Origin of the sequence: Extibacter muris (genome assembly GCF_004345005.1) — a bacterium.
Classification (GTDB): Bacteria; Bacillota; Clostridia; order Lachnospirales; family Lachnospiraceae; genus Extibacter; species Extibacter muris.
The window spans coordinates 153428-179634 of the sequence record NZ_SMMX01000007.1 but is presented as its reverse complement, the minus strand read 5'-3'; the positions used below and the strand labels follow the sequence as shown (position 1 = coordinate 179634).

The 26207-nt window shown below is 39.7% G+C and carries 22 protein-coding genes, 1 tRNA gene and 6 pseudogenes; 18 read left to right on the top strand and 11 right to left on the bottom strand.

The genetic code is table 11. The annotated features are described in order from the left end of the window. Together E1963_RS10580 and E1963_RS10575 are read right to left on the bottom strand one after the other, a co-directional pair. The coding region (locus E1963_RS10580; RefSeq protein ID WP_243117674.1) for an MBG domain-containing protein at window positions 1-2101 on the bottom strand (2101 nt) is incomplete at its 3' end. A gap of 350 nt (window positions 2102-2451) precedes the next feature. Further along, window positions 2452-3057 (bottom strand): recombinase family protein, encoded by a 606-nt coding sequence (locus E1963_RS10575; RefSeq protein WP_132277791.1) that lies wholly within the window; start codon window positions 3055-3057, stop codon window positions 2452-2454. Between the two features lie 66 nt (window positions 3058-3123). Between E1963_RS10575 and E1963_RS23075 the strand changes: the two genes are divergently transcribed. Beyond that, window positions 3124-3264, top strand: coding sequence for a hypothetical protein (locus E1963_RS23075; RefSeq protein WP_201272028.1), 141 nt, complete (start codon window positions 3124-3126; stop codon window positions 3262-3264). 141 nt (window positions 3265-3405) lie between these two features. Here E1963_RS23075 and E1963_RS10565 read toward each other — a convergent pair whose 3' ends face one another. Then, the gene (locus E1963_RS10565; RefSeq protein ID WP_479686850.1) at window positions 3406-3981 is read right to left on the bottom strand and encodes a helix-turn-helix domain-containing protein; all 576 of its coding nucleotides are present in this window, start codon (window positions 3979-3981) and stop codon (window positions 3406-3408) included. Between the two features lie 581 nt (window positions 3982-4562). On the opposite strand from E1963_RS10565, the gene E1963_RS10560 reads away from it, so the two are divergent. The 4 genes and pseudogenes from E1963_RS10560 to E1963_RS10545 all read left to right on the top strand — a co-directional run bounded on the left by E1963_RS10560 (window position 4563) and on the right by E1963_RS10545 (window position 7467). Next, window positions 4563-5705, top strand: coding sequence for an XRE family transcriptional regulator (locus E1963_RS10560; protein WP_132277787.1), 1143 nt, complete (start codon window positions 4563-4565; stop codon window positions 5703-5705). After that, the gene (locus E1963_RS10555; protein ID WP_132277785.1) at window positions 5698-5904 is read left to right on the top strand and encodes an excisionase; all 207 of its coding nucleotides are present in this window, start codon (window positions 5698-5700) and stop codon (window positions 5902-5904) included. The genes E1963_RS10560 and E1963_RS10555 overlap by 8 nt, the downstream gene beginning before the upstream one ends. A gap of 78 nt (window positions 5905-5982) precedes the next feature. Then, window positions 5983-6984: pseudogene (locus tag E1963_RS10550) on the top strand (integrase DNA-binding domain-containing protein); the annotation flags it as partial. A gap of 111 nt (window positions 6985-7095) precedes the next feature. Further along, window positions 7096-7467, top strand: coding sequence for a TnpV protein (locus tag E1963_RS10545; RefSeq protein WP_132277783.1), 372 nt, complete (start codon window positions 7096-7098; stop codon window positions 7465-7467). Window positions 7468-7842: 375 nt separating this feature from the next. On the opposite strand, the gene E1963_RS10540 is transcribed toward E1963_RS10545, so the two are convergent. The 6 genes from E1963_RS10540 to E1963_RS10515 all read right to left on the bottom strand — a co-directional run bounded on the left by E1963_RS10540 (window position 7843) and on the right by E1963_RS10515 (window position 14525). Then, the gene (locus E1963_RS10540) at window positions 7843-8496 is read right to left on the bottom strand and encodes a hypothetical protein (protein WP_132277781.1); all 654 of its coding nucleotides are present in this window, start codon (window positions 8494-8496) and stop codon (window positions 7843-7845) included. Window positions 8497-8498: 2 nt separating this feature from the next. Next, window positions 8499-10550: a serine/threonine-protein kinase gene (locus E1963_RS10535; protein WP_207669405.1), complete on the bottom strand. Its 2052-nt coding sequence runs from the start codon at window positions 10548-10550 to the stop codon at window positions 8499-8501. 4 nt (window positions 10551-10554) lie between these two features. After that, entirely contained in the window at window positions 10555-11454 is a 900-nt protein-coding gene (locus E1963_RS10530) for a nucleotidyl transferase AbiEii/AbiGii toxin family protein (RefSeq protein ID WP_132277777.1), read from the bottom strand. Continuing rightward, window positions 11454-12062, bottom strand: a complete 609-nt coding sequence (locus tag E1963_RS10525) for a type IV toxin-antitoxin system AbiEi family antitoxin domain-containing protein (protein ID WP_132277775.1) — start codon at window positions 12060-12062, stop codon at window positions 11454-11456. Before E1963_RS10525 ends, E1963_RS10530 begins: the two co-directional genes overlap by 1 nt. Window positions 12063-12418: 356 nt before the next feature. Next, window positions 12419-13819: a sensor histidine kinase gene (locus E1963_RS10520; protein ID WP_132277773.1), complete on the bottom strand. Its 1401-nt coding sequence runs from the start codon at window positions 13817-13819 to the stop codon at window positions 12419-12421. Between the two features lies 1 nt (window position 13820). After that, the gene (locus E1963_RS10515) at window positions 13821-14525 is read right to left on the bottom strand and encodes a response regulator transcription factor (protein WP_132277771.1); all 705 of its coding nucleotides are present in this window, start codon (window positions 14523-14525) and stop codon (window positions 13821-13823) included. Window positions 14526-14674: 149 nt separating this feature from the next. Between E1963_RS10515 and E1963_RS10510 the strand changes: the two genes are divergently transcribed. The 11 genes and pseudogenes from E1963_RS10510 to E1963_RS20635 all read left to right on the top strand — a co-directional run. Then, window positions 14675-15430, top strand: coding sequence for an ABC transporter ATP-binding protein (locus tag E1963_RS10510; RefSeq protein ID WP_132277769.1), 756 nt, complete (start codon window positions 14675-14677; stop codon window positions 15428-15430). Further along, a complete protein-coding gene (locus E1963_RS10505; RefSeq protein ID WP_132277767.1) occupies window positions 15427-16149 on the top strand; it encodes an ABC transporter permease in 723 nt (240 codons plus the stop codon). Before E1963_RS10510 ends, E1963_RS10505 begins: the two co-directional genes overlap by 4 nt. After that, window positions 16146-16916, top strand: a complete 771-nt coding sequence (locus tag E1963_RS10500; protein WP_132277765.1) for an ABC transporter permease — start codon at window positions 16146-16148, stop codon at window positions 16914-16916. Before E1963_RS10505 ends, E1963_RS10500 begins: the two co-directional genes overlap by 4 nt. Before the next feature lie 2 nt (window positions 16917-16918). Next, complete coding sequence (locus E1963_RS10495) at window positions 16919-17203, top strand: hypothetical protein (protein ID WP_132277763.1); 285 nt, start codon at window positions 16919-16921, stop codon at window positions 17201-17203. A 15-nt stretch (window positions 17204-17218) separates the two neighbouring features. Continuing rightward, the gene (locus E1963_RS10490) at window positions 17219-17719 is read left to right on the top strand and encodes a hypothetical protein (RefSeq protein WP_132277761.1); all 501 of its coding nucleotides are present in this window, start codon (window positions 17219-17221) and stop codon (window positions 17717-17719) included. A 156-nt stretch (window positions 17720-17875) separates the two neighbouring features. Then, entirely contained in the window at window positions 17876-18292 is a 417-nt protein-coding gene (locus tag E1963_RS10485; RefSeq protein ID WP_132277759.1) for a response regulator, read from the top strand. A gap of 647 nt (window positions 18293-18939) precedes the next feature. Then, window positions 18940-19334: pseudogene (locus E1963_RS10475) on the top strand (RNA polymerase sigma factor). Between the two features lie 98 nt (window positions 19335-19432). Next, window positions 19433-19906: an RNA polymerase sigma factor gene (locus E1963_RS10470; protein WP_132277757.1), complete on the top strand. Its 474-nt coding sequence runs from the start codon at window positions 19433-19435 to the stop codon at window positions 19904-19906. A 20-nt stretch (window positions 19907-19926) separates the two neighbouring features. Beyond that, on the top strand, window positions 19927-21567 hold the full coding sequence (locus E1963_RS10465) for a recombinase family protein (protein ID WP_132277755.1): 1641 nt from the start codon (window positions 19927-19929) through the stop codon (window positions 21565-21567). A 55-nt stretch (window positions 21568-21622) separates the two neighbouring features. After that, window positions 21623-21832, top strand: a pseudogene (locus E1963_RS10460) (tyrosine-type recombinase/integrase); the annotation flags it as partial. A gap of 326 nt (window positions 21833-22158) precedes the next feature. After that, a pseudogene (locus tag E1963_RS20635) lies at window positions 22159-22701 on the top strand (DNA topoisomerase); the annotation flags it as partial. Between the two features lie 2 nt (window positions 22702-22703). Here the strand turns inward: E1963_RS20635 and E1963_RS10440 are convergent. Beyond that, window positions 22704-23027: pseudogene (locus E1963_RS10440) on the bottom strand (helix-turn-helix domain-containing protein); the annotation flags it as partial. 222 nt (window positions 23028-23249) lie between these two features. Between E1963_RS10440 and E1963_RS21940 the strand changes: the two are divergent. Next, window positions 23250-24371: pseudogene (locus tag E1963_RS21940) on the top strand (transposase); the annotation flags it as partial. An 844-nt stretch (window positions 24372-25215) separates the two neighbouring features. Here the strand turns inward: E1963_RS21940 and E1963_RS10425 are convergent. Further along, window positions 25216-25288: transfer RNA gene (locus E1963_RS10425), tRNA-Ala, on the bottom strand. 238 nt (window positions 25289-25526) lie between these two features. Here E1963_RS10425 and E1963_RS10420 point away from each other — a divergent pair. Next, window positions 25527-26030, top strand: coding sequence for a TetR/AcrR family transcriptional regulator (locus tag E1963_RS10420; protein WP_243117672.1), 504 nt, complete (start codon window positions 25527-25529; stop codon window positions 26028-26030). Window positions 26031-26207: the final 177 nt, after the last annotated feature.

The following is a 26207-nucleotide window of genomic DNA, read 5'->3' as shown; positions in this document are numbered from 1 at the left end:
CAACAATAGCTGTCAAGTTAGTTGGTACTTCATAAGTCGGCATTGCCTTGCTGATTGTAAACTCTTTCCAGTCAGTTTCTGTACTCTTATAAGTATCATTTTCCTCAACGATTGCTTTCACTTGATATGTGCCAGCATTTATCGGAGCAGAAGTAATATCTTTCCATTTGTTGCCATCTTTTTCTTGATAAGTGAATGTTACTTTTCCTGCACCCTCTGTTACGATATAATCATTTTCTGATAAAGACATAGCATTTCCATCATAGATTTTATTCAAATTTAAGTTCTCTCTGAAAGAAACAGATGTAGACGTTTTTTCAGTCCATTTGGCATAATAGATTTGTCCCTCTTCAACTGTATTCATTATTTCACCATTAAACTCTTCTTTATTATACCAACCATTGAAGATGTAGCCTTCCTTGACAGGAACTGGCAACTGTCTTTTTCCTAAAGGACTTGTATCCGTAACTGTTCCACCATTAAGCCTCAAATCAGTAATTTTAACAACATTATTAGCTGAGTCGAGATAAGCAAAAAGATTTTCATTGCCAATGTGGATTTTCTCAATATCACTGGAAACAATTTTGTATTCATTTGTAGCTTGAATAATTATTACACCTGCTTTCAAACCTGAATAATAATTTTCCGTAATATAAATATTTGAATCAGTATCTAATGCTCCGCTGATAGAAAATGTATTTTTAAAAGTCCACTCATGCCATAAACCTAAGCCACCAGATTTTCCATTTCCGATTATAGAATTTCCGCTAATTTTAAATGTATGAGTATTTGAGGTGTGTGAAGCATTGAGTATATCAATAGAACGTTTATCTCCTTTAGCATCATCTGCAATAGTATTATTTTTAATTATTCCCCCCGTCATATTGAAATTGTAATATGCACCAGTAATACCTGCTCCTTCTCGTGTACCCCATGAAACTGTTTCGCTACCGATCTGATTGTTGGTAATTTCGCCACCCATCATATTTATTGATGGAAGACCATTGCTACCCCATGAGCACCCAATACCGCCACCAGCAGCTGTTGCATAGTTATTTTTTAGTTGAAAATTGCCACCAATGTCTAATGTATTTTCGCAATAAATACCACCGCCATAGCTCGAAACATTATGATGAATAATACCACCACTCAGATATGCTGGACCGATTGCTCGTAATCCACCTCCTGCATAGTCACTATTCACAGTACGATATCCAGCGTTATTACAAATTTCGCCTCCAGTCATAATAAAAGTACCTCTGCTAAAGACAGCTCCACCAGCTCCCGCACGACAGCGTGTAATCATTCCACCATTCATAGTAACTTTGCCCAAATTGTTAATTGCTCCAGCAGTCGGATTGCTTGCTTCCATTTTACCATTTGTTCGGTCATTATTTTTTAATAATGTTCCGCTAGAAATCACAAGTTCTCCATCATTTTCCACATAGACTATAGAATCACTATTCTTTGTACCTATGTTATATAAACTATGTCCTAGCGTTGCAAAAGAAACCTCATTTACATCATATTCAGGATTATATATTGTTCCAAAAATTGCACCACCATCCACAGTAATATTGTTGAGTGTCAGACTAGAGCCAGCGGGTACAGAAAGCAATATCCCAGTATAATTTGTATCACGTTTGATAGTACCTCCGCCAGAGATAGTGATATTTCCAGAGATAGTTACATTTGCTCCAAGAGTTAAAGTAACATCAGGATTTACTTTTAAACTTTCTGTCAGTATTGTTTCATTGCTCCAAGTAGTATCACTAGTGATAGTCGTTTCACTGTCTACCACCGCACCATCAGACTGTGGGATTTTTTCACTTGCAGGAGTAATACTATTGTTCATCTTCACAGGTTCACTCTCTGCTTCTGTGTTTACCTTATCTTTGCCTGTTGTGTTTGTATCTTTAGTGTCGTCCATTGTTGCACCAGCCGTATCAGTTTCATCTGTTGTATAATCAGTTATATTTTCCTGCACTATGGTATCATCATTTTCCTGTGCGAAAACGAAGGCAAGATTAGATTGAATGCCAAAGACCATACATAATACAAGCACACAGGCGAGAATGCTTTTTAATTTTTTTGATTTCATCTTGTTTTCTCCTTTTTTGATTGTTCATTTTTGTGGGGTCTTGAACCAGACAGGGCAAATCCTGCATCTCCATGAGCCGTTGTTTCTCTGGTTCGCTCTCCCGATTTCTCATTATGAAAAGTCTTCGTTTTGCCGTTATCTCGTTTTCCCCCTCCCCTCAATGTAGATTATGATATTTACATCAGGATAAAAAGGATTGAATGGTAGAAGTATACACGGCACAAAAAGCAGACTTTTTGTGCCGTATGTGTTATCATTTACTATAGGATAAATTTGGATAAAAACAGCGGTTTTAAACTTAAATCAGTACAAAAAACTTAAGTTTAGAAGTGGCGTAGAAAGTCTACTTTTTATGCCTTTTGTTGTTGGTAACGGGCTATCCACCTCGCAAATGTTGTGTGATGGGTATTTAGTCGTCGTCCACCCTCACGCATACTTATTTTCCCAGTTTCCCACAGTTGATAAATTTCTTCAAATTGTTCTGGGAAATCATGCTTTGGTCGACCAAATTGTACGCCTTTTTCTTTTGCAATACGTATTCCTTCCGCTTGTCTTTGTTTCGTATTTTCTCTTTCAATCTGGGCGACATAGGAAAGTATCTGCAATACCAAATCTGCTATAAATTTTCCTGTAACGCCATTCACTTGATTTCTGGTATCAAGCAGAGGGAAATCCAACACAATTAGGTCAATGTCTTTTACTCTTGTTAGATAACGCCATTGTTCTAGTATTTCATCATAATCACGCCCCAGACGGTCTATGGACTTAATATAAAGCTCGTCGCCTGCTTTCAGCTTTTTTACCAGCCTTTGATAATTCTTGCGTATAAAATCCTTTCCTGATTGTTTATCAATATACATCTGTTTCTTTGTCAGTCCAATTTCCTGCATGGCTTCGACCTGCCTTGCAATATTCTGGTCTTTGCTTGAAACTCGGATATATGCGTATTTCGCCATAATAAATTCCTCCTTTGTTATTATCCACAAAGGAGATTATAATCAAGGTATTAGGATAAGAGATGAATGAAAGGCAAAGGACAGCGTGCAGACTTACAAAAAAATGCACGCCGTTATAAATCTATCTTACAATCTTCCGGTTACTATCCTTATGTAGCACAAGCTCAAACTGCGATACCTGCATTGCCTTCGTCTTATTTACCATAAATCAGATTTTATCCCTTTCTTCCTCTTGATTACCCAACACAGAAAAGAAAAAGCCCTGTCAAGAGCTTGCCACCATTGGTGGTGCTTTGCACTCTTGATCGGGCGTTTTGTTTGCTGTATCTTCTCGCAAGAGGAAAAAAGTTACTCGTCCTCATCACCAAAATCAAATTTGCCTGTTATCCACGGTAACTGCGATAACAGTTCCATATCTTCTTTTAAATTTGGATTTATCCTTTTTACAGCATAGTAAGGTGTTTTATACTTGTGTCCCTCTGTGCTTTCCCCGAACATATCCATGCTGTATAAATCATCATAACGGTCTAAAATCTTCTGAAATTTCAAATGCTGGATAACTTCTTTGATTGGGTAAAGGTCGCTTGCCTTGATATTCTTCCCGTTGATATAATCAGTAATATATTTGCGTAGCTGTTCTAATTCATATTCCAGCCATTCTTCTTCGCTGTCAAAGAAGTTATCATAATGTCCATGTTTCAGTTCTGCATTTAAACGTTCTTCCGCTCTTAGAAACTGGCAGACTTCCTTTTCTGCTTGATTGACATATTTCCATTCCCCCGATAGCAATTCGTTCGGTGTTACGTCCAGCACTTCCATTATCTTTTCCAGCGTATCATAAGCAGGATAATTCAACCCTCTTTCAATCTTGGAAAGGCTCTGCATATTGATACCGATTTTGTCCGCAAGCTCCTGTTGTTTCATTCCTCTGAATTTTCTTATGGTCTGTATATTATTTCCTAAATGGCTTATTTTCATCGCATAACCATCCATATCTCGTTATATCTTCGCTGTTATAAGTCTATCACGCTTAATATAGTTTGTAAAGATAAAAAAAGATATTGGTAAATAAGCATATAAGAATTACTATGTTCTTGTGAATGAATAAGCACAATAGAATGAAATATAAAGACATTCAAGAAGAAATACCTATCTGATTAAACTCGTAGATATGAATATCGGTTGAAATGGAACTTGTCAGAAAAGGTAAAAAAACAGGACTGGCTGATAAAGCATTGCAGGACTGGTGGCGTGCGTCAGCAACAACGCCATGACGGCTCTGCCGTCAAAGGACGGCAATGCTTTATCGGCTGGCGAGCCTGCGAGCCTTATCTGTGCCCCCGTTATCTAACAGGGGGGCACTATTTCACAAAAAACAAGTAAAAAACCATACAACCCCAAAGCTGTAAGGAGTAATGAGAAGTTTTAAGAAGATGGTGCATATCACACCTTTTGAAAGTTGGTTTACAGGTATTTCAAGGCTATTGTGAGATTGGAGGAATATAATGAACAACTTAGAATTTGCACTTGAAATGAAGAACAAGCGTCTTGCCAGCGGTCTTTCACAAGGAGAGCTGGCAGGTCTTACCCATGTATCAAGATATAGTATCAACCGCTTTGAGAACGGAAAAGCCAACGCCAGCAAGGAAACACAGAACATTATCCTGCGTTGTCTGAATTACTATGTCTGTGATAAGCCTTTTTATCTGCTTGTTGATTATCTGTCCGTCCGATTTCCAACGACTAATACATTGGAAGTTATCCGAAAGGTACTCGGCATGAAAGCAAACTATTTTATCCATTATGACTATGGGTATTATGGCTATAAGGAGCATTACGCCTATGGGGAAATCAAGGTTATGGCTTCTGATGAAGAACACATGGGTGTATTCTTGGAATTAAAAGGAGCAGGCTCACGCAACATGGAATACGTCTTGCAGGCACAGAACAGGGATTGGTATTCATTCTTAAATCGCTGTCTTGACTGTGGCGGTGTTATCCGTAGATTTGACTTGGCAATCAACGATATGTGCGGTCTGCTGGATATTCCTGTCCTGTCTGAAAAATACCACAGGGGAAATACGGAATGTCGCTCAAAAAGTTTTGAAAGTGTCCATAGTGGCAGGCTAGGCGGAAAAAATCGCCAGTCTGCAAACACTCTTTATATCGGCTCAAAGTCAAGTACGAAATATTTCTGCCTGTATGAAAAGGACAAGGAGCAGGCAAACAAGAATAAGCAGACAGACATCAAGAACCGCTTTGAAATCCGCCTGCGTAGCACAAAGGCGGTACAGGCAGTAGAGGAACTGTTACTGACACAGAATCCTCGTGAGCTGGTCTTTTATCTGATTACTGACTTTGTAGATTTTCCCGACTATCCATTGTGGGAGATATTCATTTCCCATGACAATCTGCCTTTTGAAATGAACCCTGTACCCGTCAATATGGAACGCACTCTGCAATGGCTGGAAAAACAGGTCATACCGTCCATCGTGATGATAGAAGAAATCGACAGGCTAACAGGCTCAAACTATATGAAAATGATTGATGAAGTAACAAGCCTTACCGAAAAGCAGGAAATGATTGTGGAACAGATGTGTACGGATATAGCAGAGGTCATTGAAAGTGAGAGGGTGTTTTATGAGTAATGCACAGGACATTCCCGTATGGGAAAAATACACCCTTACCATTGAAGAAGCGTCAAAATATTTCCGCATTGGAGAAAACAAGTTAAGACGATTGGCAGAGGAAAACAAGAACGCTGGCTGGCTCATTATGAATGGCAACCGCATACAGATTAAACGCCGACAGTTTGAACAGGTCATTGATAAATTGGACGCTATCTAGTGCAAATGAGCCTTGTATGTGTTATGATGAACACAAGTCATATCAAGGCTCTTTCCAACAAGGAAAGGAGCAGACACCATGAAAGAAAAAAGACGGGATAACAAAGGACGTATCTTGCACACTGGAGAGAGCCAACGAACAGACGGAAAATACTTATATAAATATGTAGACGCATTTGGAAACACAAAATATGTGTATGCTTGGAGATTGACACCCACAGACCCGACACCAAAGGGAAAACGGGAAAAGCCCTCACTTCGGGAACTGGAACAGCAGATAAGACGGGATATAGAGGACGGTATCGACAGCACAGGCAAGAAAATGACCCTTTGCCAGCTCTACGCCAAACAGAATGCACAGAGGGCAAACGTGAAGAAAAGCACACAGAAACAACGGGAACAGCTCATGCGGTTATTGAAAGAGGACAAGTTGGGTGCTAGGAGCATTGACACGATAAAACCCTCTGACGCTAAGGAATGGGCGTTACGCATGAAAGAGAATGGTTTTTCCTACAACACCATTAACAATCATAAACGCTCGTTAAAAGCGTCATTCTATATCGCTATACAAGACGATTGCGTGAGGAAAAATCCCTTTGATTTCAAGTTAAGTGAAGTCATAGAAAACGATACAAAGGAGAAAGTCGCATTGACAGAGGAACAGGAACAAGCCTTACTGTCATTCATCAAGACAGACAATGTGTATCATAAGTATTATGATGATGTGCTGATACTGTTGAAAACGGGACTTCGCATTTCTGAATTATGTGGGCTGACAATGGCGGACATTGATTTTACGAATGAGGTTGTAGTAGTAGACCACCAGCTATTGAAAAGCAAAGAACAGGGCTATTACATTGAAACACCTAAGACCAAAAGCGGAGTAAGGAACGTGCCATTGAGCAAGGAAACGATACAAGCATTTCACAGAGTGATTAAGAAACGCCCAAAGATAAGGTCAATGGAGATAGACGGACACAAAGATTTCTTGTTTATCAATTCCAAAGGCAAGCCAAAGGTGGCGATTGATTACACAACGCTATTTGTCCGTATGGTAAAGAAATACAACAAGCACCACAAGGGACACTTCACATAAGGAAGTGCCCCTTCGCGGCATCTATAAGTATGTGTAATGATAGTTGGATATGATGAATTTGTAGCAAGAATTAAATTATAATGGAGGAAAACTACAATGAAATCATTGTTTGAACAATTCGGTGGTACATACCATAATGAAAGTAATTATTTAATTCCAAATTTTACACTTCCTAAGAGCGAAGAAAGCGATATTGGTATTTATGGACAACAGCATTTGAGATATTTACAAGAGTATCACAGGTTGACTTATATCAATTTACTTACAAGTGGAATGCTTGAAGCCTATCTGTCTGAGATTGATAAACAGGCACGAGAGCGTTTTTATCGGATTGTAAAACAGTTAAAAACAGCACAGGGTATTACTGAACAACTAAAGGCTGACAGTCCTATGGAATGGGTTAGAAAAATGAATTTCATTCGGCAACAAGCGGAAGAAATTGTTTTAAATGAGTTAATCTGCAAATAAATGCTATAAAATAATGAGCCGCATACTCTTGTGACAGCAAGAATGTACGGTTCGGTTTCGCTACAATTTAGAAATGAAGTCTTCGTCCCCTTTAAATAGCAGAATTGAGGTTAATTTTACATTCACAGCCTTGTCTGATAACTCTTAATTACTTTAAGTATGCCAATTTATTGTTTTTCTCATACCTTGTGAACTTGTCCGTTTATAAGATTATGTTAACGAGAAAGCTTGCTAACATAGTCTTTTCCGCTATTTAGGGGAAGTGGGATATTTAGGAAGCTTCTGTAGGTCAAAGGTTTCAGAATCTGACAATTTACAATAAATCCTTAGCAATTAATAGGCAGACTGGTACAACTTAGGCAGTCTGTATATTAATTATAATTCCGAAAACACACCATCAGGCTTTCTTTTAGTGACTTGCATATTGTTCTTAATAATTGCTGATGTAAGCATATACTTTTGCTTATATTCACACTCTGCTGATTGGATTGGTGTTACTATTTCTTCTATTTTTTTGTCACCAATTGATAATAGTCCAATACCTTTTTCTTTTAATTGTTCTTGATTAACATTATGAATTTTATTTTCAGGCAATGCCAAATAAGAAAAATCCGAAAACATTAAATATCTTTCGGCTTGTAAAATACCACTTCTCCAGTCTTTGAGCTTGGCTTCGATTGATATGGTTTTACCCAGATTTAGTCCAAATATCTTTCTGTTAATATGAACCACATTATCTTTCTGACTAACAATTCTCTCTAATACCAATTGATTTATATAGTTTTGCGTTTTAATCTTATCAAAAGAAAAATGTTCTGAGATTTCGCAAATAGTTGCTTTATTTCTGCCGTTTATATACTCTGCAATCGACAATAAGTAGTAATCTGATATTAGTGCCATAGATTTCATAGCACCAATATTTATAGATACATCAGGAACTCCTATTCCCATACGAACTTCCTTTGCATACCTTATCCTGTATTTTCCAAGATATGCTGTGATTTTATCAACTAATTCTGATTCTAACATCTTTATAACCAATCCTTTTTCAATTCTTGTATAACTGTTTGCCATATTTTAAAATGATTATAATCATCAGTTTTAAAAATCGGTTTTAACGCTTTATGATAATCTATTGCATTTTGAATGCAAATTTCTATGTAGGCTACTCTGTCAGTTATACTCTCAAATGAGCGTAATTTCTCTATTTCTTCTTGACGTTTAAATAGAAAATGCTTTTTTGAAAGCTGCTCATTTACTAATTCTTCTGGTCTTTTGCCTTTGCAATAGGGACAATCACAAGAAATGTCTTTGCCTGTAGTTGATGATAAAAGTCTAATTATTTTTGCTGGATTTTTACGCTCAATAGGTACATTTCTTAATAAACCTGAGAAATAATAATTTAAATACATATTATAGCTATCTGTTGCGTTTTTATATAAGTCCTCATAAAAACTTTCAAAACGAGATGCTCCAGATTCAAATCCGAATAATCCAAATGACAAGAGTACAAGTCCAAAAGTTCCTATTCTTCCAGCTATTACAGGTTTTCCAGTAGATTTCTGTAATGTCAACAAGGTATTTGCGTAATTATAAAGCTGAGAAGGATTTGAGTTATTATCAATACAATCAACATAAATCCAATACATATCACAGGGCAGTGCAGATACAACATTTAGGAAATATTCTCTTTCGGACTTTGTTGTAAGAATATCTGTTTTGATACAAAAGCCCCCAACAAGTGGAGAATCACAATTAATGCTTTTTAGATAATCTTTTGTTTCATATAGTAATTTTACATCTAGCGAAAACCAGTTTTCATCATCTGTAGCTTTAATACGCACTAAATTAGAATTATTACTTACATGAAAAGGAGACACAATATATGAAGGGTTATATTGTAATTGTGCATCAACTACTTTTTTTACATAGTCTTGTTTTGCTGAAAGCATCTTTAAATCATCAAGTTCTAATCTACTCAATCCCTGCGGTGCATATGGTAAGGAAACAAGTCCCTTCACTTCAGAAAATGTATCATACGCCAAACGCATAGTAGCGGGGTCAATCAGATAATTCGAACCAGAATCCATTATAATTTTCAAGAGATTTTTTTGCTGATTCTGGTGATTGATTGGAAAAATATAATTCTCAACATCATACCCATCTTTTCTATAAGATTCAAGGACACTTTTTTCATTCCAAGTACGCAAAAAGAATGAAGGAGTAAATTTGAAAGTAGGCGTCTCATCTTCGGTTTTGTTGACTAATTGGATATATTGTAATACTTCTGTCGCACTATTCGGACGCTTATAGTTTTCTTTTTCTAACAATGCCGAAATAAGATTATCTATTTGATTCGGAATCGTTGGAATATATTGCCTTATGCTGATTGGAGCCTCATTAATTATCTTAAAATAAAGTTCTGTTCTTGATTGAACTTTTCCGTAGGGATTGTTCTTGGAAATCAATTCATACAAAATAACACCTAATGCGTAATAATCCGAACGATAATCAATATTCTTTCCATCCCTCACTTGTTCAGGAGACATATAGAGAGGAGAACCGATTTCTGCTCCTGTACTTGTAATTGATGTAAAATCAATTAATTTTGATAATCCGAAATCAAGGATTTTAATTTCTCCAGTTTTGGTTATATAAATATTGGCCGGCTTTAAATCACGGTGTACTATGTGCTGCTCATGAATTGCATTTACTCCATTTAATATCTTGATAAAAATAGAAATTGCTGTTTCAATGCTCAAATTGTTATCTCTGATATATTGACTCAAGTCTTCACCATCAATATAATCCATAACAACATAGAGATATTTAACACCATTGTCAAAAAAATTACCGTCATCAACATAAGATACTACATTCGGATGATTTACAGACTTTAGTGCTGTGATTTCACGAGTGATTCGATTATCTGATCCTTTGGAAAATTCAGAAAATACATATGAGAAATTAAACAACTTAATTGCATAAGTTTTTCCATCTTTTTCGCACGAATACACTGAGCCAAAAGAGCCACTGCCCTTAAATTCTTTCATAATATATCCGTTGATATTTTTACCTAACATAAAATCAACAACCTCCGTTCCAATTATTATAATTCCATTGTTTCTGCCATTCATCTTCATTCACTATTGCTTCAAACACGGGCTCAAGAAATACTTGGAGTTCATCAATCACAACAGTAAACTCAAGAGTATTATCCTTGATATTCTTCAAGAAATATTTCCACCGTTTCTGCATATCCTCATCTTCGGCAAGTGCAGCAATCCGTTTGAAGCTATCTCGGTCATAGGGAGTTCCTCGCCTCTGCAAGGTTTCAAAAATTGCCGTCTGCAATCTCGCTCCATCGAAGTCAAAAGTCCTTGCCAGATAATAGATGTCATAAAAATCTTTCATTCTGCCTGTCAACTCAAATCGTTGCAGGATTGCATCGAATTTTTCTGCGATAGTGCTTTCGAGAGAGTAAGTTTTGATAATAGGAGCTTCAAAGTCGGGAAATTGTGTGTTAATTGCCCGTTTCTCAGCACAAGGCACAATGACATCGCCCACACCTATATCTACATTAAATGGAACACGAACATTTTTTATCTGAGCAATAATCTGTGCACTAATGCCGTGATATTTTCTCTGCGGTGAAATTTCTTCAAAGCCTTTAGCCGTCATAGAAATATAATCATTGCCCGTAGACGTATTGATAATCTTCCCTATAAGCACCTTTACATCTTCAATCGAATTAGAAGCTGCTCGAAGAAGAAAGTCCACATCAATCGTAGCTCGGCTCTCAAAATTGGTAAGGGTGTAAATAAACAGACCACCTTTGAGAATGAGGTTATCCTCATATCCAGATTTTGAAAGTTTGCGTAGGAATTCTTCCTGTACAAAAAGCTGTAAGCACTGCTGATAACTGATACCAGATGCCTTTGCTTTGTTTTTAAGCTTCGCAAGGACAGAAGCCGCTTTATCTGCCATTACAACCACACTCCAATCAATTCTTTCACTCTCTTTTGCACCCGTAGTACTTTGGCATAACTCATTAGGTTAGGGACATTTTTCTTTGGGTCTTTTACATACCCCTGTATTGCCTTATTAAAAATTTCTTTATCCATCTTGTTCATATTCCGCATCACATCACAAATGGTACGGTCACGGTCATAAATACGGACATCAATAGAATCAATTTTTCCTCTGGTTTCTCCAAGTGTAACCAATGCAGACTCAACACGGTACGCCTTAATAAATGGATAATCAATTTTAGTACGCAATTTTGAAACATTTTTATCAATTGCAAAATTCCACTCAGCAGGATTTCGGTCGCTGTATCTGTAGTAAAAAAGAGCTGTTTCCATACAAAGGACTGCATCGGGAAACAGACGATTGATAATTACAATTTCGCTTTCTCCAGAGTCTTCAATCCAATGATAGTAGCCCCGTCTTACCCTTTCAATCAGACCTTCATCTAAGAGCAATTTTATATCTGCGTAATATAGCTTTGAAGCTGTTAGTTCAGTGGTAGTCATAATATAATTGTGCTGGCTAAACAGCTTTCTCAAAATTTCAATGTCATTTTTCTGAAGCATTTTTCCACCTCTACTTAACTGACCTAATTTCTTATTATCAATAGGGCACTTTTCTATATTATATCTGCTTATTGGTTTAAAGTCAATAATAGTAAACTGAACACTTTTAAATAGTTGAAGCAGGTAGTTAAATAGAAGATGCTGAGTATACTTGACCGTATAAAGCAAATTAAATGTATACAATGGTTGCCAAGCAATTAAAGATAGCTGCGATAGATTATGTCTTGCCAAGCACTGAATTTGATTAGCCAAATTCGCTTGTTAGGGGCAAAAACCCCTAAAATCCCTTATTGAAAACTGAGCCTATGAACTGTGAGGTTTCCCACAATTCATAGGCTCTTTCTGTTGTCTGAGATTCAGTTTTCTTGTAGTAAAGGCAAGGTTATCTTTACTGCAAATCCGCCGTGAGAGCTATGTTCAATCGTAGCAGTACCGTTGTGCGATGCCGCCACCTGCTTTACGATAAGCAAACCTAAACCGTGGCGTTGCTCCGTGGTATTGGTATCACAGACCATATAATGTGGTGTGTTATTGAGTTTTTCAATCTGTTCGTCAGAAGCACCTTTGCCGTTATCTTCAACACAGATGATACAATTCTGTCCATCTGCCCGAACAGAAACAAAAATGGAACAGCCGTTTTCGTTATGGCTTATACAGTTTTGTATAAGGTTTGAAACAGCTCGTTTTATCAAATCTTTATCAGCGTTAATGAAGCAAGCTGAAATGTTTTCGTCTGTTTTCCATTCGATAGGGAACTTATTATCTATGTCGGTATTGATAAAATCAACTACGACCTGTCTTACAATCGCAACAGCGTTTTCCTGTTTTTCCATAAGCGGCTGCATATTGTACTCAAGTTTAGAAGCCAGGTTGAGGTCGTTTATCAGATTTCTCATTCGTTCGCTTTGCTTTACAATAATCGCAGCTTTTTGGCGTTCATCGTCCGTCAAATGCGTATCATCTTTTAATTGACCTGCATACCCCATAACCATTGATAAGGGAGTCCGAATATCGTGAGAAACTCCCGCAATCCAATTTGCCCTTGCTGTTTCTTTTCTGTGAAGTTGATTATTTTGAGATTGTAAAATCTCTGATGTTTTATTGATATTCATTGCAAGCTCAGACAACAGACCTTTTTCTTTAATATATACAGACTCACCTGTTGGTAAGCTTTGTATTCCGTTTACAATCGGCTTGATAGATTTCAGCAGTTTAGAATTGGCAACCACATAAATCAAAAAAACAAGTGCCGCATTGATGGCAAAAACAGATAGGATGGTTTTAGGTAAGTTAGCTATCAATTCATAGTCCCAGCTTGGCCACATATGTTTCCAAAAGCTGTTTTGGGGATAACCCAATACAATAAGACCATCTTCCATTTCACCCGTAAATGTAGGATACCCGTCTATATATCCACGGGTTAGGCTTGCTATATCCGAAAGCGTATAAGAAAGAGGTATGGTATCTGGTAAATTAGCGGTTTGCCATTTTACTTGCTTTGTTTCGTTATCTATGAGGATTGCCCAAGCATTAGAATCTTTCAGTTCAAGAGAAACTGCATCGGGCAGAGCATACCCGCCGTCATTTGTCTGGTGTAGAGCGTCCGCAACCTCTTCAGCAGTTTTCCACGGATAGGCATTTGGTGCTTGTCTTGCGGTAAAGACAGCGAGCAAAACGACATTCAATACAAGAAGCAGTACGCAGCTAAGGAGCATAATGCTCACATATCGGCGTATCAGTTTAGGGAGGCTTTTCATATCACTTTCCCCCTACCATTAGTTTGTATCCCAAACCTTTGACCGTGATTAAGGATACAGGGCGAGAGGGATTTTCCTCTATTTTCTCCCGAATACGCCGAATGTGCGCCATCAAAGAATTTTTATATCCAAAGGGATTATCGCCCCACGCAGCCTCACACAGAGCATCAATTGTAACAATCCGTCCCGCATTACGGTATAGAGCAGCTAAAATATCGTGTTCCTTTGCAGTCAACGGAAGATGTTCGCCGTTCCTTATTACCTCAGCCCGTTCAAAATCTATTTCACTGTTTTGAAGCCTTATAAGCGGAGTTTCGTCTTTGTAGCTTCTTCGCAAAATTGCCATTATACGGAAAACAAGTTCTTTTGGAAGAAATGGTTTCACGACATAGTCATCTGCGCCAAGACCAAGGCCCTTGAATTTATCTTCGTCCTCGCCACGGGCAGTTAAAAAGAGTACGGGATATTCACCATTCTGCTTTAATTGCTCCATTAAGTGAAATCCATCGCCGTCAGGCAGCATTACATCAAGGATAGCAATCTCTGGCTTTACTTTCTCAGCAACAGAAAGAGCGTCTTTCACATTTTTAGCCGTCCAAATATTACAAAAGCCTTCTTCTTTCAGAATAGATACGACCATATCTAAAAGTTCCTGTTCATCATCAACAAGCAGGATGCGTTTATTTTTTAAGTGTTCAAAGCCCATATACTTCGCTCCTTTCCAATTCTCATTATAGCATAAATCGCTGCCTATTTCCATTGTGCGAAAAAATGTAAGGTAGATGTAAGGTAGAGAGAAGGTTGACACAAGGTTGCGGCTGTAAAATGAGAGTGCAATAAGAAAGGAGCAAAAATATGAATATCATTGAAACCAAAAACCTTACAAAATCATATGCAGACTTTACTGCTGTATCTGGAGTCAATCTTCATATTCCGAAAGGAACAGTTTACGGATTCCTCGGTCCGAATGGAGCAGGTAAATCCACCACGATGAAGATGTTTCTCGGTCTTACGAAGCCGACAAGTGGGGCATTCGTTATTGATGGCAAAAAATATCTAGAAAACCGTGTTGAAATTTTGAAAGAAGTCGGCTCGTTCATTGAAGCCCCTGCTTTCTATGGAAATTTGAGCGGTGAGGAAAACTTGGATATTATCCGTAAAATTCTGGGGTTACCCAAATCTGCTGTTCCCGAAGCGTTGGAGCTTGTGGGTCTTACGCAGTATAAAAACAGACTTGCAAAAAAGTATTCGCTTGGTATGAAGCAGAGGTTAGGGCTTGCAAGTGCCTTGATTGGAAAACCGCCTATCCTCATTCTTGATGAGCCGACCAACGGGCTTGACCCTGTTGGCATTCACGAAATCAGAACGCTTATCCGTTCCTTGCCGCAGAAGTTTGACTGCACCGTGCTGGTATCATCTCACTTGCTGTCCGAAATCGAACTGATGGCAGACAATATCGGCATTCTCAATCACGGTCATCTGCTGTTCGAGGGGACGCTTGACCAACTGAAATTTAATGCAACGGCGCAGGGCTATCCTACCGACAATCTGGAAGATACTTTCCTCGCCTTGATTGATGCCGACAACAGGCAGAGAGGTGGTGCAAGATGAGTTTCTCTCTGGAGTGTAAAAAAGTAAAACGGACAGGTTTTACGCCTGCATTCTTATTTGGAGGACTTTTGGCGGCGGTAGTGCCTGTCCTTAATATGGCAGTCCGTTCAGAAAACTATTTGGGGATTCACGCTGCGCCTGTTCAAATTTTGCTGGATGCGAATTGGCAAATGATGGCGATGCTCAATATTTTGCTTATTGTAGCGGGAGCTTGCTTGATGTACCACACGGAATATGCAGACAATGCTATCCAGAAAATGTGTACGCTTCCGATTAAAGAGAGCAAATTGTTTTTTGGAAAGGTCACTTTGATGTTGCTTATGTGCATTGTGGTATTGGTAATAGAAGCTGCAAGTATCGCTTTCTGCTCCTGTCATTGGTTTGAAATGACCAGTGAGGTATGGATAGAAGTGATGAAAAACTTTGGATATGCTTTGCTGTTAATGCTTCCATCGGCGTTGGGTTCGCTGTTCATTGCCTCGGTGTGTAAAAATATGTGGGTATCCCTCGGCATCGGCGTTGTATGTGTATTTACGGCTACTATGCTGCCCACAAGGAGTTTCGTTTTATCATTGTTTCCGTTTGCGCTTCCATTTCAGATATTTGCAGGTACAGCAGAAAATACCGCCTGCAATTTTATGATTGCCGCAGTGGTTGAAATCATTATCATTGGAATTGCGGAAGTCTTATTCTTAAAGGTAAGGAGGTCGTTTGAATGAAATTTTTTTCGCTCGTTAGCATTGAGTTCAAAAAAATACGCCGTTCCAAAATCCTTTTGATTTTGATGGTTGCAGCCATTATTCTTTGGCTTCCATCTATCTTTAATGCTGACTTGAATTTTGGAATGCAGGCAGAGGGGATTTCACCCGAAAACAACTTTTTGATACAAGGATTTATGGGAATGGCGTGGTTTATGTTTCCTGCAAGTATGGTTGTGAGTACGGTTTTACTGAATATGACAGAGAGAAGCAATAAGGGTATTTTGAAAATGCTTTCCCTGCCAATCGCTACTGCTGAGTTATGTTTGGCTAAATTTGTTGTCCTGCTTGCACTGGCAGCATTTCAAATACTGATGACTGCCCTTATGTATTTCGTGAGTGCAGGGATAGCTTCACAAATGCAGGATTACAATTTCATCTTGCAGCCATTATTTGTTTTTAAGGAAGCAGGACTGATTTTTGTATCGGCAATTCCGATGCTCGCATTTTTCTGGCTCCTGTCTGTATGTATTAAGACACCCATTTTTTCCATTGGTATCGGTTTGGCGTCAATCGTGCCGTCAGTATTGATAATCAATACAAAAGCGTGGTTTACCTATCCGATGTCTTATCCGTTTTTTGTTATCACATCGGAATATGGAAAACTGGCAACCAATCTTGATACAGCACAGGTCGAATTCATACCGTGGACACCTGTTGCCATTGTTATTACAATTTTATGTTTAAGTGTTTCCTGCCTTCGTTTCGGGCAGGCTGAAAGGAGATAATTATGAAAAACAAAATTTTAACCGCTGTCAGTACCATTATGCTTTTTGTTCCGTGGACAATCCTGCCATTGAGAACTTTTGACTGGGCATTAGAATCGCCTGTCGCTGAAATTATGATTGCCTGCTATGCTGTGTTTATGATTTTCAGCGGAGTATTTACAATTATCTCGTATGTCAGGGCAAAGGCTCAAAGCAATTTGATGAAAGTCTGCTTAATTGTAAACAGCCTTTATGCTGTTGCGGGTGTTGCTTTTTTAGGAATGATGATTATACCGAAAATTATGTAAGGAGGTACATTTGCTATGAAAAAATCTAAAATAGTTCTTTCTCTAATGTTAGTGTTGTGTCTGACTTTTTGTGTTGCAGGATGCAGTTCTAATCACGACAAAGGAAATTTGAAAGATAATCTGATTGATGGTTGGAATAGTTGGATGCAGTCCTTTAGCAAGCACGCCTTAACAAAAGATAAAGAGCTGAAAGGCGAAAAGGAAAAAGGCGTTGATGCCTATACAGGTACTTATACGGCTGCCTACGATGGTTTTAACGGGAAAGAGTTTATCTTTGGCGGAACTGCTTTGAATCGTGAGAATGGAAATCAACTCTCCGTAACCTATAAACTCACCATAGATGAAGGGACTGCGGAACTGAATTGGATTGCTGGTAGTGATGAATATACAATTACAAACAGCACTTCGGAAGATGAAAAAGAATACACCATTTCATCGGGTGATAACTACCTTGTTTTTAAGGGTGACAATTTCAGCGGAACTCTTGAAGTGACAGTCAAAGATGTGGAAAATTAAGGAATATCGAAAATTTTTAGTGTATACCGTAATGGGTATCGGAGGTATCTTTACAGGGATATTGCTGATACCCATAGGTATACTCGCAGGGATAATTTACATCATATGGATAATCGCAGACCACATTATCCGTTGGTGTGATAAAGGAGACACTTTATGACCTATTACAAAGGAGACTTTGCTAAAGATACCAACTCAAAGAAAATTCTGATTGTTGATGACGATGAAACTTTCAGACATCTTTTTGCAGAGTTGTTAAATAAGGAATTTGAAGCCTATGAAGCAGTTGGCGTTTATGACGCATTAAAAGTGCTTGAAACAATAACAGTTGATATGATTTTCTCTGATTATAATATGCGGGACGGTACAGGTCTTGACTTATTGCAAGTTTGCAAGGAGAGAAATATTTGCGTTCCGTTTATACTGATGTCTGCCGATGAAGGTAATGGGCTTTCAAGAAAAGCTGAGTTAAGCGGTATAATTTTTTGCGAGAAAACCGACCACGATTTTATCGGCATCATTAGGGGAATGTTGCGGAAAGAACAGATAATAAGAGGGAACGATGATTATTGAGCATTGGACTTTTTCAAATAGTGAATATCAAAAAGCGGAAATTACTCTGTAATCTCAAATGAACGATTTATTGCTCAAAAGCGTGACGAAACAGTAATGAAGTTGTGTTGCTCATTTTCCCAAAATATGTTCAATTTGGGATTTAGCAGGATGGAAGCCATACAATACTTGCAAACATTTTACAATGGACTAAAGGATTGCAATTAGATTGATATTACATATAGGACAAGTCCACCAAATAAAAAAACGGTACTTTTGGTGGGCTGCGTCTTCACGCCTAAATTAAACAAAGTAACCCTCCAAACCCGTTTTTGAGTTTGGAGGGATTTTTTTGTGTTGGTCTGATACCATAACGCCGCTGCTAATTAGAAGCGGCAGCTATCTACATAAGTTCACGGATTAGCGAGGATAACTTGTTAAAAAAATCTTTGCTTCTGCGTGGCACTCTTATACCCTAAAAACCGATGTCAAATATCTACATAATAGAAATAATAACGCCTATATCCGCATTGGCTTGACAGCCTTTGCGGTTTTTCTTTTGTCGCTTTTTGTAAGAACACGCCGCAAGGCTGTTCTGAGTGTCGGCTGTCGCTCACCGCCTCACAATTTGGATTTTTCAAAAAAATTCAGATTGGAGGAAAACAAGAATGGCATATAACCACGGAAAGGCAGAGAGAAAATGGCGGCTTTGGAAAGAAGCCGAGGAAAAGGTGTTGAGGAAAGTACTATTGACCTTCTTTACACCTATGACCGAGCAGAGTTTAATTCCGACAGGCGGTTTTACCGTTACTTAAACGATGTGGCAGAATACCTTGAAGAAACCATTGCACAAGAGCAGACGATTGAAGTGAGTACAGTTGCAGATATGCTTGATGAAATTGAAAACGAAAATCTGTATCAAGCATTGCTCACGGTGGACAAGCGTACCCTGCAAATTGTCCTGCTGAAAATGCAGGGGTATTCCACAAAGGAGATTGCTCCGCTTGTCGGCTTAACAACGGGTGCGATTTATGCAAGATTAGACCATCTGCGAAAAAGCTGAAACAATTTAAGGCGTAAGGGAGAAAACCACATTTCCTTATGGGCTGTTGGGTGAGAGGGCAAAACCTCTCACCCATTTTTCAGCAGGAGGAAAAAAGAATGTGGTATCGGAGCAGAACATATATACTGCGGGAGGAAGTGACAGAGGGCGGAACGAGATATTTTATCAGTTTCAAAGACGGGCAAGGTATATCCTACGAATTGAATGTGTCCTATGATTTTTATATGGCGTTTCGCAGATTGGAGCTTGATAATCGGAAATTAGAAAATTGGGATTGGCGGCACAGAGAATTTTCAGAGATTAATGATGAAACGCTAAACAAACGGGCATTAAGACTTCCGAAAGATGTTGATGAACTTATCATTGAAGAAGAACAGGCAGAGTTACTCCACAAAGTGATAGCTGCCCTGCCAGAAAACCAAATGCGGCGTTTTCTGCTCTATCACGAATATGATTTAAACTACTATCAGATTGGAGCAATGGAGCATTGCACACCGCAGGCGGTACGGCGGTCTATAATCATCGCAAAAGAAAAGATAAAGGCACAGATGAAAGAATATCTCTGTGCCTAATATTGAGAAAGGATTGAATTATGAGCGAAGAGAACGAAATCATTGAAGATATAACTATCCGAGAAGCCATCGACAGTATTTACGATATGCTTGCAGAATTGCCAAAGGAAAATGGATTTAAGAACACCAAGTTCTTTGTAGACGACGGGTATTCGGGAGTAAGTTTCACAAGACCAGCTTTTATGGAACTGATGGAGCTTGCCGAAGCAGGACAGATTGAAACAATCATTGTCAAAGACCATTCAAGGCTCGGACGAAACCGCCTTGTTGTCGGTCAGCTCTTGGAAGAAGATTTTGTGCGTTTAGGTGTTCGGTATATCGCCATTATGGATAATATCGACACCAAAGACGGCTTAAGTGATTTTCTTCCCGTGCAGGACTGGTTTAATGAAATGCACGCCAAGAATACTTCAAAGAAAGTGCGTGCGGTATTCCAGAACAAGGGAATGTCGGGAAAGCCTCTCACAACAGTTATTCCATACGGCTACAAGAAAAATGAAGCTAATCCCGATGAATGGCTTGTTGATGAAGAAGCCGCCGAGGTTGTGCGGAAAATATTCCGCTTATGCGTTGAGGGATATGGACCAACACAGATAGCAAACATTCTATTTTCGGAAGGTGTTCCAACGCCAACTGAATATTGGCAATCACAGGGCAGAAAAACCTCTGCATTACCTGCTGTTCCGCATAAGTGGGCGGCAAGGACTGTTGCGGATATTCTTGAAAGACAGGAATATATCGGCGATACGGTAAATTTCCGTTCCACTACACGCTCATTCAAGGATAAAACGAAAATAGAGCGACCAAAGGAAGAATGGAAAGTCTTTGAAAATACCCACGAAGCTATTATTGACAGGGAAACTTGGGTGTTTGTGCAGACGCTTCGGGCGAACAAACGCAGACCAAACCGCACAGGCGAGGTCAGTATGTTTTCGGGATTGCTTTACTGTGGGGACTGCGGCGAAAAGCTGTATTACAGCGTAACAAATAATTACAGCCGAGAGCAGGCATATTTCTTCTGCTCCAACTACCGCAAGAATACGGTAAACTGCACTGCCCATTATATCCGAGAAAAGGTGGTCTATGCCTTAGTGCTTGAAAGTTTACGGCGTGTTCTGTTCTATGTACAGGCTTTTGAAAAGCAATTTGTGCGGGAACAATTTGAGAAATCAAACGAGGAACAGAAAAAGGAGCTTGCCAAGAAACGCCAAGCACTTACAAAATCCGAAAAGCGTATTTCAGAATTAGATGTTCTATTCCAGCGGATTTATGAGGACAATGTATCGGGCAAACTGACCGACGAGCGTTTTTCGATAATGTCGGCAAGCTATGAGGCAGAGCAGAAATCGCTTAAAGAAACGGTTGCTATGCTGCGTAATGAAATCGAAGCACAGGACGATAAAATTGCAAATGTGCTTGTGTTTGTGGAAAAGGTCAAGCGATACACGGAAATCAAGGAACTTACTCCTGCCATTGTCAATGAGTTTATCGACTACATTATGGTTTCAAAAAAGCAGATCATAGACGGAAAAACCGTATATCCGATTGACATTTACTACAACGGTGTTGGTATCATTACAGCCCCGTCTGCTGAAGAATATGAAGAAATGTTCCAAGAACGCTTAAAACAAAAGCGTGCAAAGGAACAAAAAACGGCATAGCCACGAATGACTATACCATAATTTGTCAGAGCTGCCCTCGTCCCCTCCACTTCCTTATGTGAAGGGGACGAAGGACAGGCTCTTGCCACATATCACACCACATACGCTACGCCATACGTTCTGCACAAGGTTGGCAAGCAAGAATATGAACCCAAAGGATTTACAGTATATGATGGGGCATTCAAATATCAGTATCACAATGAACTGGTATGCTCATGCGTCCATAGATACCGCAAAATCAGAGGTTCAGCGTCTAATCGCATAAGAAGTATTTACCACGATTTTAACCACGTTTGATAGGGAAAATATAAGAAGTTAGACCTTGATATGTGAGGTTTACCACTAATACAAAATGCCCGAATAGCTGATAAAATGGGGCTATTCGGACATTTGAGAAGATATAAAAAGATAGACAAAAAGACATATATAATTTGTAAAAAATTAAACTATCATTTATCGTGTGTTGAAACAAAAGAAAGAGGTGCATATCGTTACAGTACGCTATATACCGAGCAACTTCTAAAATTGAATATGAAAAAATGAGAAAGGCAGTCCATGAAAGGGCTGCTTTTTTCGTTGGAAAGGAAAACTATGTATCAACTTATCATTGCAGAAAAGCCGAGCGTGGCGCAGACTATCGCCGCCACGCTTGGCGTGAAACAGAAAAAGAACGGATATATTGAGGGGAACGGCTACCTTGTTTCATGGTGCGTCGGACACTTGGTAGGGCTTGCGGAAGCCGCCGCCTACGGGGAGCAGTACAGGAAATGGAGCTATGACAGCTTACCCATTCTGCCGCAGGAATGGAAGTACAGCGTCGCTGACGACAAGGGAAAGCAATTCAAAGTCTTAAAGGAGCTTATGCACCGCGCCGACGTTTCCGAAGTCGTCAACGCCTGCGAAGCTGCATAGGCAACTTGTGTTTCGGTAACACGCGAAAAGAAAAACGCAGCCCCGCCGAAACTCTTTGACCTGACGAGCTTACAGCGGGAAGCAAACCGCATTTACGGCTATACTGCAAAGCAGACCCATGACCTTGCACAACCCCTTTATGAAAAGAAGCTCTTAACCTATCCGAAAACGGACAGCGCATACCTGACCGACGACATGGGCGATACGGCGGCGGGTATGATATTGTCAATATTTTCCTTGATGATTTCCTCATAGATTTTGTATGCGTCGTTCCTTTCCGTTCGTTTCCTTTCCGGCGGCTCTGCCGCGCCCTCACAAGGAGAGGGGGCGGGGGAAAGGATAGGAATGGAATCGGTATTTAATAAATCCGTATTTGATTTTTCTTTTTTTGGTAAGCCAGTCTTTTGTTCTTCTTTATTTAATTGCGTTGGATTTTCCGACGTCGGGTTATCCGTTGTCGGATTTTCCAATATCGGGTTTTCCAACTCCAGCGGCTGCGGCTGCTCGTAAATGGTGTACTCGATAGCGGTCATTTTGCCTTTCTCGTCGATATCCAGTGGCAATTTCAACTGACGTGGGGTATAATTACCATCGGTGTTATTAGTTAGTTGCATAATTAATTATACCAAAAAATCGCTGAAGTCTCACGACCTCAGCGATTTTTCTTTTCAGGGAGTTTTTTTACAGCCCCCTTAAAATCCGCATTCTACCGTGTAACAAATCCACAGCAAAGGAGCTGATGAAGCTATGGCAGTTTTCAGAGTGTTTACAAAACAGGTCGTCCAAGATGTGATGAACAGAAGCTCCTCAAAGTGATACTCTTTGCTTTCATGGAACATGGCATCTGCTCTCTGCGGGGAATGGAAAAATCCTGCAGAAATGACATTCGGTATATGTATCTTCTTGATGGCATGCAGGCGCCGTCTTTTGCCACTTTTGGAAACATCATCCGAAAGCAGCTGACAGATTCCATCGAGCAGATCTTCATGGATATCAATGCCTATATCTTCGAAAAGGATCATGTTGACCTGGAACACACCTATATCGATGGCACTAAAATAGAGGCGAATGCGAACCGCTATACCTGGGTATGGAAAAAATCCTGTACAAAGAACCGGGAAAAGGTGTACCATAAGATATCGCTCCTGATTGATGCCATGAATCAGGAAGTCTTGGGATATTTAGGCGTGAAGCTTGAGAAACGGGAAGCATACGCCATCGATTATGTATCCGAGCTGCTGGAAATGTATAGGAAAGGGACAAACCTGGATGAATCCACTTTCGTCTCCGGATGTGGACACAGAAAAAGTATCCAGCAGAAACAGTATCAGCAAATGCAGGGATATCTTGAGCGTTTAAAAACATATGCGCGTCATATGGAAATCTGCGGGGATGAAAGAAACAGTTATTCTAAAACGGATCACGATGCTACCTTCATGCGATTAAAACGGGATTACATGGGGAATGGCCAGCTGCTTCCGGCGTACAACCTTCAGGCCGCTGTCTGTGATGAATACATTGCGGCAGTCGACGTAAAACCTTACGCATCGGACATGGAATGTTTTGTCCCTTTGATGGAGAAGTACCATAGGATTTACGGACATTATCCAAAGTACCCGGTTGCTGATGCCGGGTATGGCTCCTATAATAACTATCTTTATTGTGAAGAGCATGGCATGGAAAAATATATGAAATTCGCCATGTTTAAAAAAGAAGCGACAGATAAAGGCTATCATAAAAATCCATACAGGGCAGTGAACTTCAAAAGAGACGAATCCGGGAAACCGGTATGTCCACATGGAAAGGCATTTCACTTCAAACGTAAACAGCATGTGTATAAGAATACATATGGAAGGACGGAAGAAATCTATGAATGCGAATCGTGCGAAGGCAAGGATGAACCGTAGCATTCAGGCAGAAGGGACATTCGGCGTTTTAGGTGTGATTATAGATACGTTTAATTGTCTTTAAATTTTTTACAATCCCTGTATTTATGCGGGTCTGCGGTGGTTGTGCATAAAAGAGTGTTCCTACCGGTCCTCAGGGGTTGGCCGGGCCCTCAGTGCCTGACAGGACCGCAAGGATTACAAGGTATCAAAGGACCAAAAGGTGAAAAAGGGGAACAGGGACCGGCAGGTCCGGTGAATATCGCGAACAATCTTGAGACGACGGTAGAAGGGTATGCGTTGGATGCCCGACAAGGAAAGATTTTAAACAGCAAACTAAGATTTGAAACAAAAAGTATAGGATCCTATGAAATCGCTATTAAAGGACAGGCTCTCTTTTACCACTTGTACTAGAATAACGGCGGGGCGGCATAGGCTGCCAATTCATCGTGCGGAGAGACGTTTCCATCTATCGTGGACGGTCAGAGCGGACAGCTGCCGTACACCCATCCGGCAGCGGCTCCGGCAGCATTGCCATCTGCTTCAAGGTTGTATGGCAAGCCCACCAGAGTACAGCCCTCTCATCAAAGCCATAAAAAAAGCCTGAACCAAACAAGCCGGGCATACCGAACCATCAGCTTGCGTAAGAAGCTAGATGAGTGGTGCAGTAAGCGGTAATACTGTAATAACAGAGCCCAGAAGCGTAAGTCACCTGGGCATATTTCGTATTGCACTTCGTGTTGTATAATTGTTTGTTTTACGATATAGGCAGAAATATATTCTGCATACAGAAAACCCGCCATCCCTCTGTTTACAGGGTATGGCAGGTTTCTAACCGCTTTTCTGGCAGTGGAGTATACGGGATTCGAACCCGTGGCCTCAACAATGCGAATGTTGCGCGCTCCCAGCTGCGCTAATACCCCATAACGACAGTATACCACCACAAGATGAAAAAGAAAAGCAGTGTATCGATATTTGTAAAAAATAAACAGATGGCAGATATTAATTTTTATTTTATTTTGAAATGTTGAAAAAGGCTTTAAAAGCATATAAGATGTTCTTATACGGGGGGAGGAATATGCAGACCAAAAAAACATCAGGGAAGAAATACGCAAGGCGGCACAAAAAGAGTTCCTGCTTCATGGCTATGAAGCTGCATCCATGCGGGTGATTGCCAAAAAAGCGAATACGACGCTGGGCAATATATACCATTATTTTCCGAACAAGGAAGCAATCCTTTCTGAGATTCTGGAAGAACCGCTGGAAAAGCTTTCAAAGCTGGTAGAAGGCCATCTGGAATTACAAGTCAAGGCTTATACGATGGACGAATTGCTGGACGCGTTAAAGGAAATGAATGATCTGAGCAATTATGAAGAGTTCCAGTATGTGCTTGATGAACGTCTGCTTATTCTGTTTGAGTTGAGAACGACCCGGTTCATCGAAGCGAGAGAAGCGTTTGTAAAAAAGTTTAAAAACCACATGGCATGGCACCTTAACATGGAGGACAGCGATTCTCCATACATTGACATATTGACTTCAACATTTATCTCCTGCATCCGTCACGTATTGCTAGAGCATAAAGATTCGGAAGATGCTCAGAAAGAGTTCATCAAGGTGTTTAAGATGTTGTGCACAGGGCTGGCCGTGAATGCGGAAAAGTTGTAGCCGGCTATAAAATAATGGGAACTGCCTTCAGACAGGAGGCAGTTTTTTTACTTCCTGAGATATGAATAATGAACGGCTGTTAAGTTATGATTTTTATACGGGAGTTGCTATTGTAAATCAATACAGAAGCCGTTAATATAAGAGCCACGAAAGAACCGGAACGGGTGGTATACCGTA

Coding starts and splice junctions, on each gene's coding strand:
- E1963_RS10575 (WP_132277791.1), bottom strand. CDS start 3,057: ATGGCGAAATACGCATATATCCGAGTTTCAAGCAAAGACCAGAATATT.
- E1963_RS23075 (WP_201272028.1), top strand. CDS start 3,124: ATGAAAGGCAAAGGACAGCGTGCAGACTTACAAAAAAATGCACGCCGT.
- E1963_RS10565 (WP_479686850.1), bottom strand. CDS start 3,981: ATGAAACAACAGGAGCTTGCGGACAAAATCGGTATCAATATGCAGAGC.
- E1963_RS10560 (WP_132277787.1), top strand. CDS start 4,563: ATGAACAACTTAGAATTTGCACTTGAAATGAAGAACAAGCGTCTTGCC.
- E1963_RS10555 (WP_132277785.1), top strand. CDS start 5,698: ATGAGTAATGCACAGGACATTCCCGTATGGGAAAAATACACCCTTACC.
- E1963_RS10545 (WP_132277783.1), top strand. CDS start 7,096: ATGAAATCATTGTTTGAACAATTCGGTGGTACATACCATAATGAAAGT.
- E1963_RS10540 (WP_132277781.1), bottom strand. CDS start 8,496: ATGTTAGAATCAGAATTAGTTGATAAAATCACAGCATATCTTGGAAAA.
- E1963_RS10535 (WP_207669405.1), bottom strand. CDS start 10,550: ATGTTAGGTAAAAATATCAACGGATATATTATGAAAGAATTTAAGGGC.
- E1963_RS10530 (WP_132277777.1), bottom strand. CDS start 11,454: ATGGCAGATAAAGCGGCTTCTGTCCTTGCGAAGCTTAAAAACAAAGCA.
- E1963_RS10525 (WP_132277775.1), bottom strand. CDS start 12,062: ATGCTTCAGAAAAATGACATTGAAATTTTGAGAAAGCTGTTTAGCCAG.
- E1963_RS10520 (WP_132277773.1), bottom strand. CDS start 13,819: ATGAAAAGCCTCCCTAAACTGATACGCCGATATGTGAGCATTATGCTC.
- E1963_RS10515 (WP_132277771.1), bottom strand. CDS start 14,525: ATGGGCTTTGAACACTTAAAAAATAAACGCATCCTGCTTGTTGATGAT.
- E1963_RS10510 (WP_132277769.1), top strand. CDS start 14,675: ATGAATATCATTGAAACCAAAAACCTTACAAAATCATATGCAGACTTT.
- E1963_RS10505 (WP_132277767.1), top strand. CDS start 15,427: ATGAGTTTCTCTCTGGAGTGTAAAAAAGTAAAACGGACAGGTTTTACG.
- E1963_RS10500 (WP_132277765.1), top strand. CDS start 16,146: ATGAAATTTTTTTCGCTCGTTAGCATTGAGTTCAAAAAAATACGCCGT.
- E1963_RS10495 (WP_132277763.1), top strand. CDS start 16,919: ATGAAAAACAAAATTTTAACCGCTGTCAGTACCATTATGCTTTTTGTT.
- E1963_RS10490 (WP_132277761.1), top strand. CDS start 17,219: ATGAAAAAATCTAAAATAGTTCTTTCTCTAATGTTAGTGTTGTGTCTG.
- E1963_RS10485 (WP_132277759.1), top strand. CDS start 17,876: ATGACCTATTACAAAGGAGACTTTGCTAAAGATACCAACTCAAAGAAA.
- E1963_RS10470 (WP_132277757.1), top strand. CDS start 19,433: ATGTGGTATCGGAGCAGAACATATATACTGCGGGAGGAAGTGACAGAG.
- E1963_RS10465 (WP_132277755.1), top strand. CDS start 19,927: ATGAGCGAAGAGAACGAAATCATTGAAGATATAACTATCCGAGAAGCC.
- E1963_RS10420 (WP_243117672.1), top strand. CDS start 25,527: ATGCGGGTGATTGCCAAAAAAGCGAATACGACGCTGGGCAATATATAC.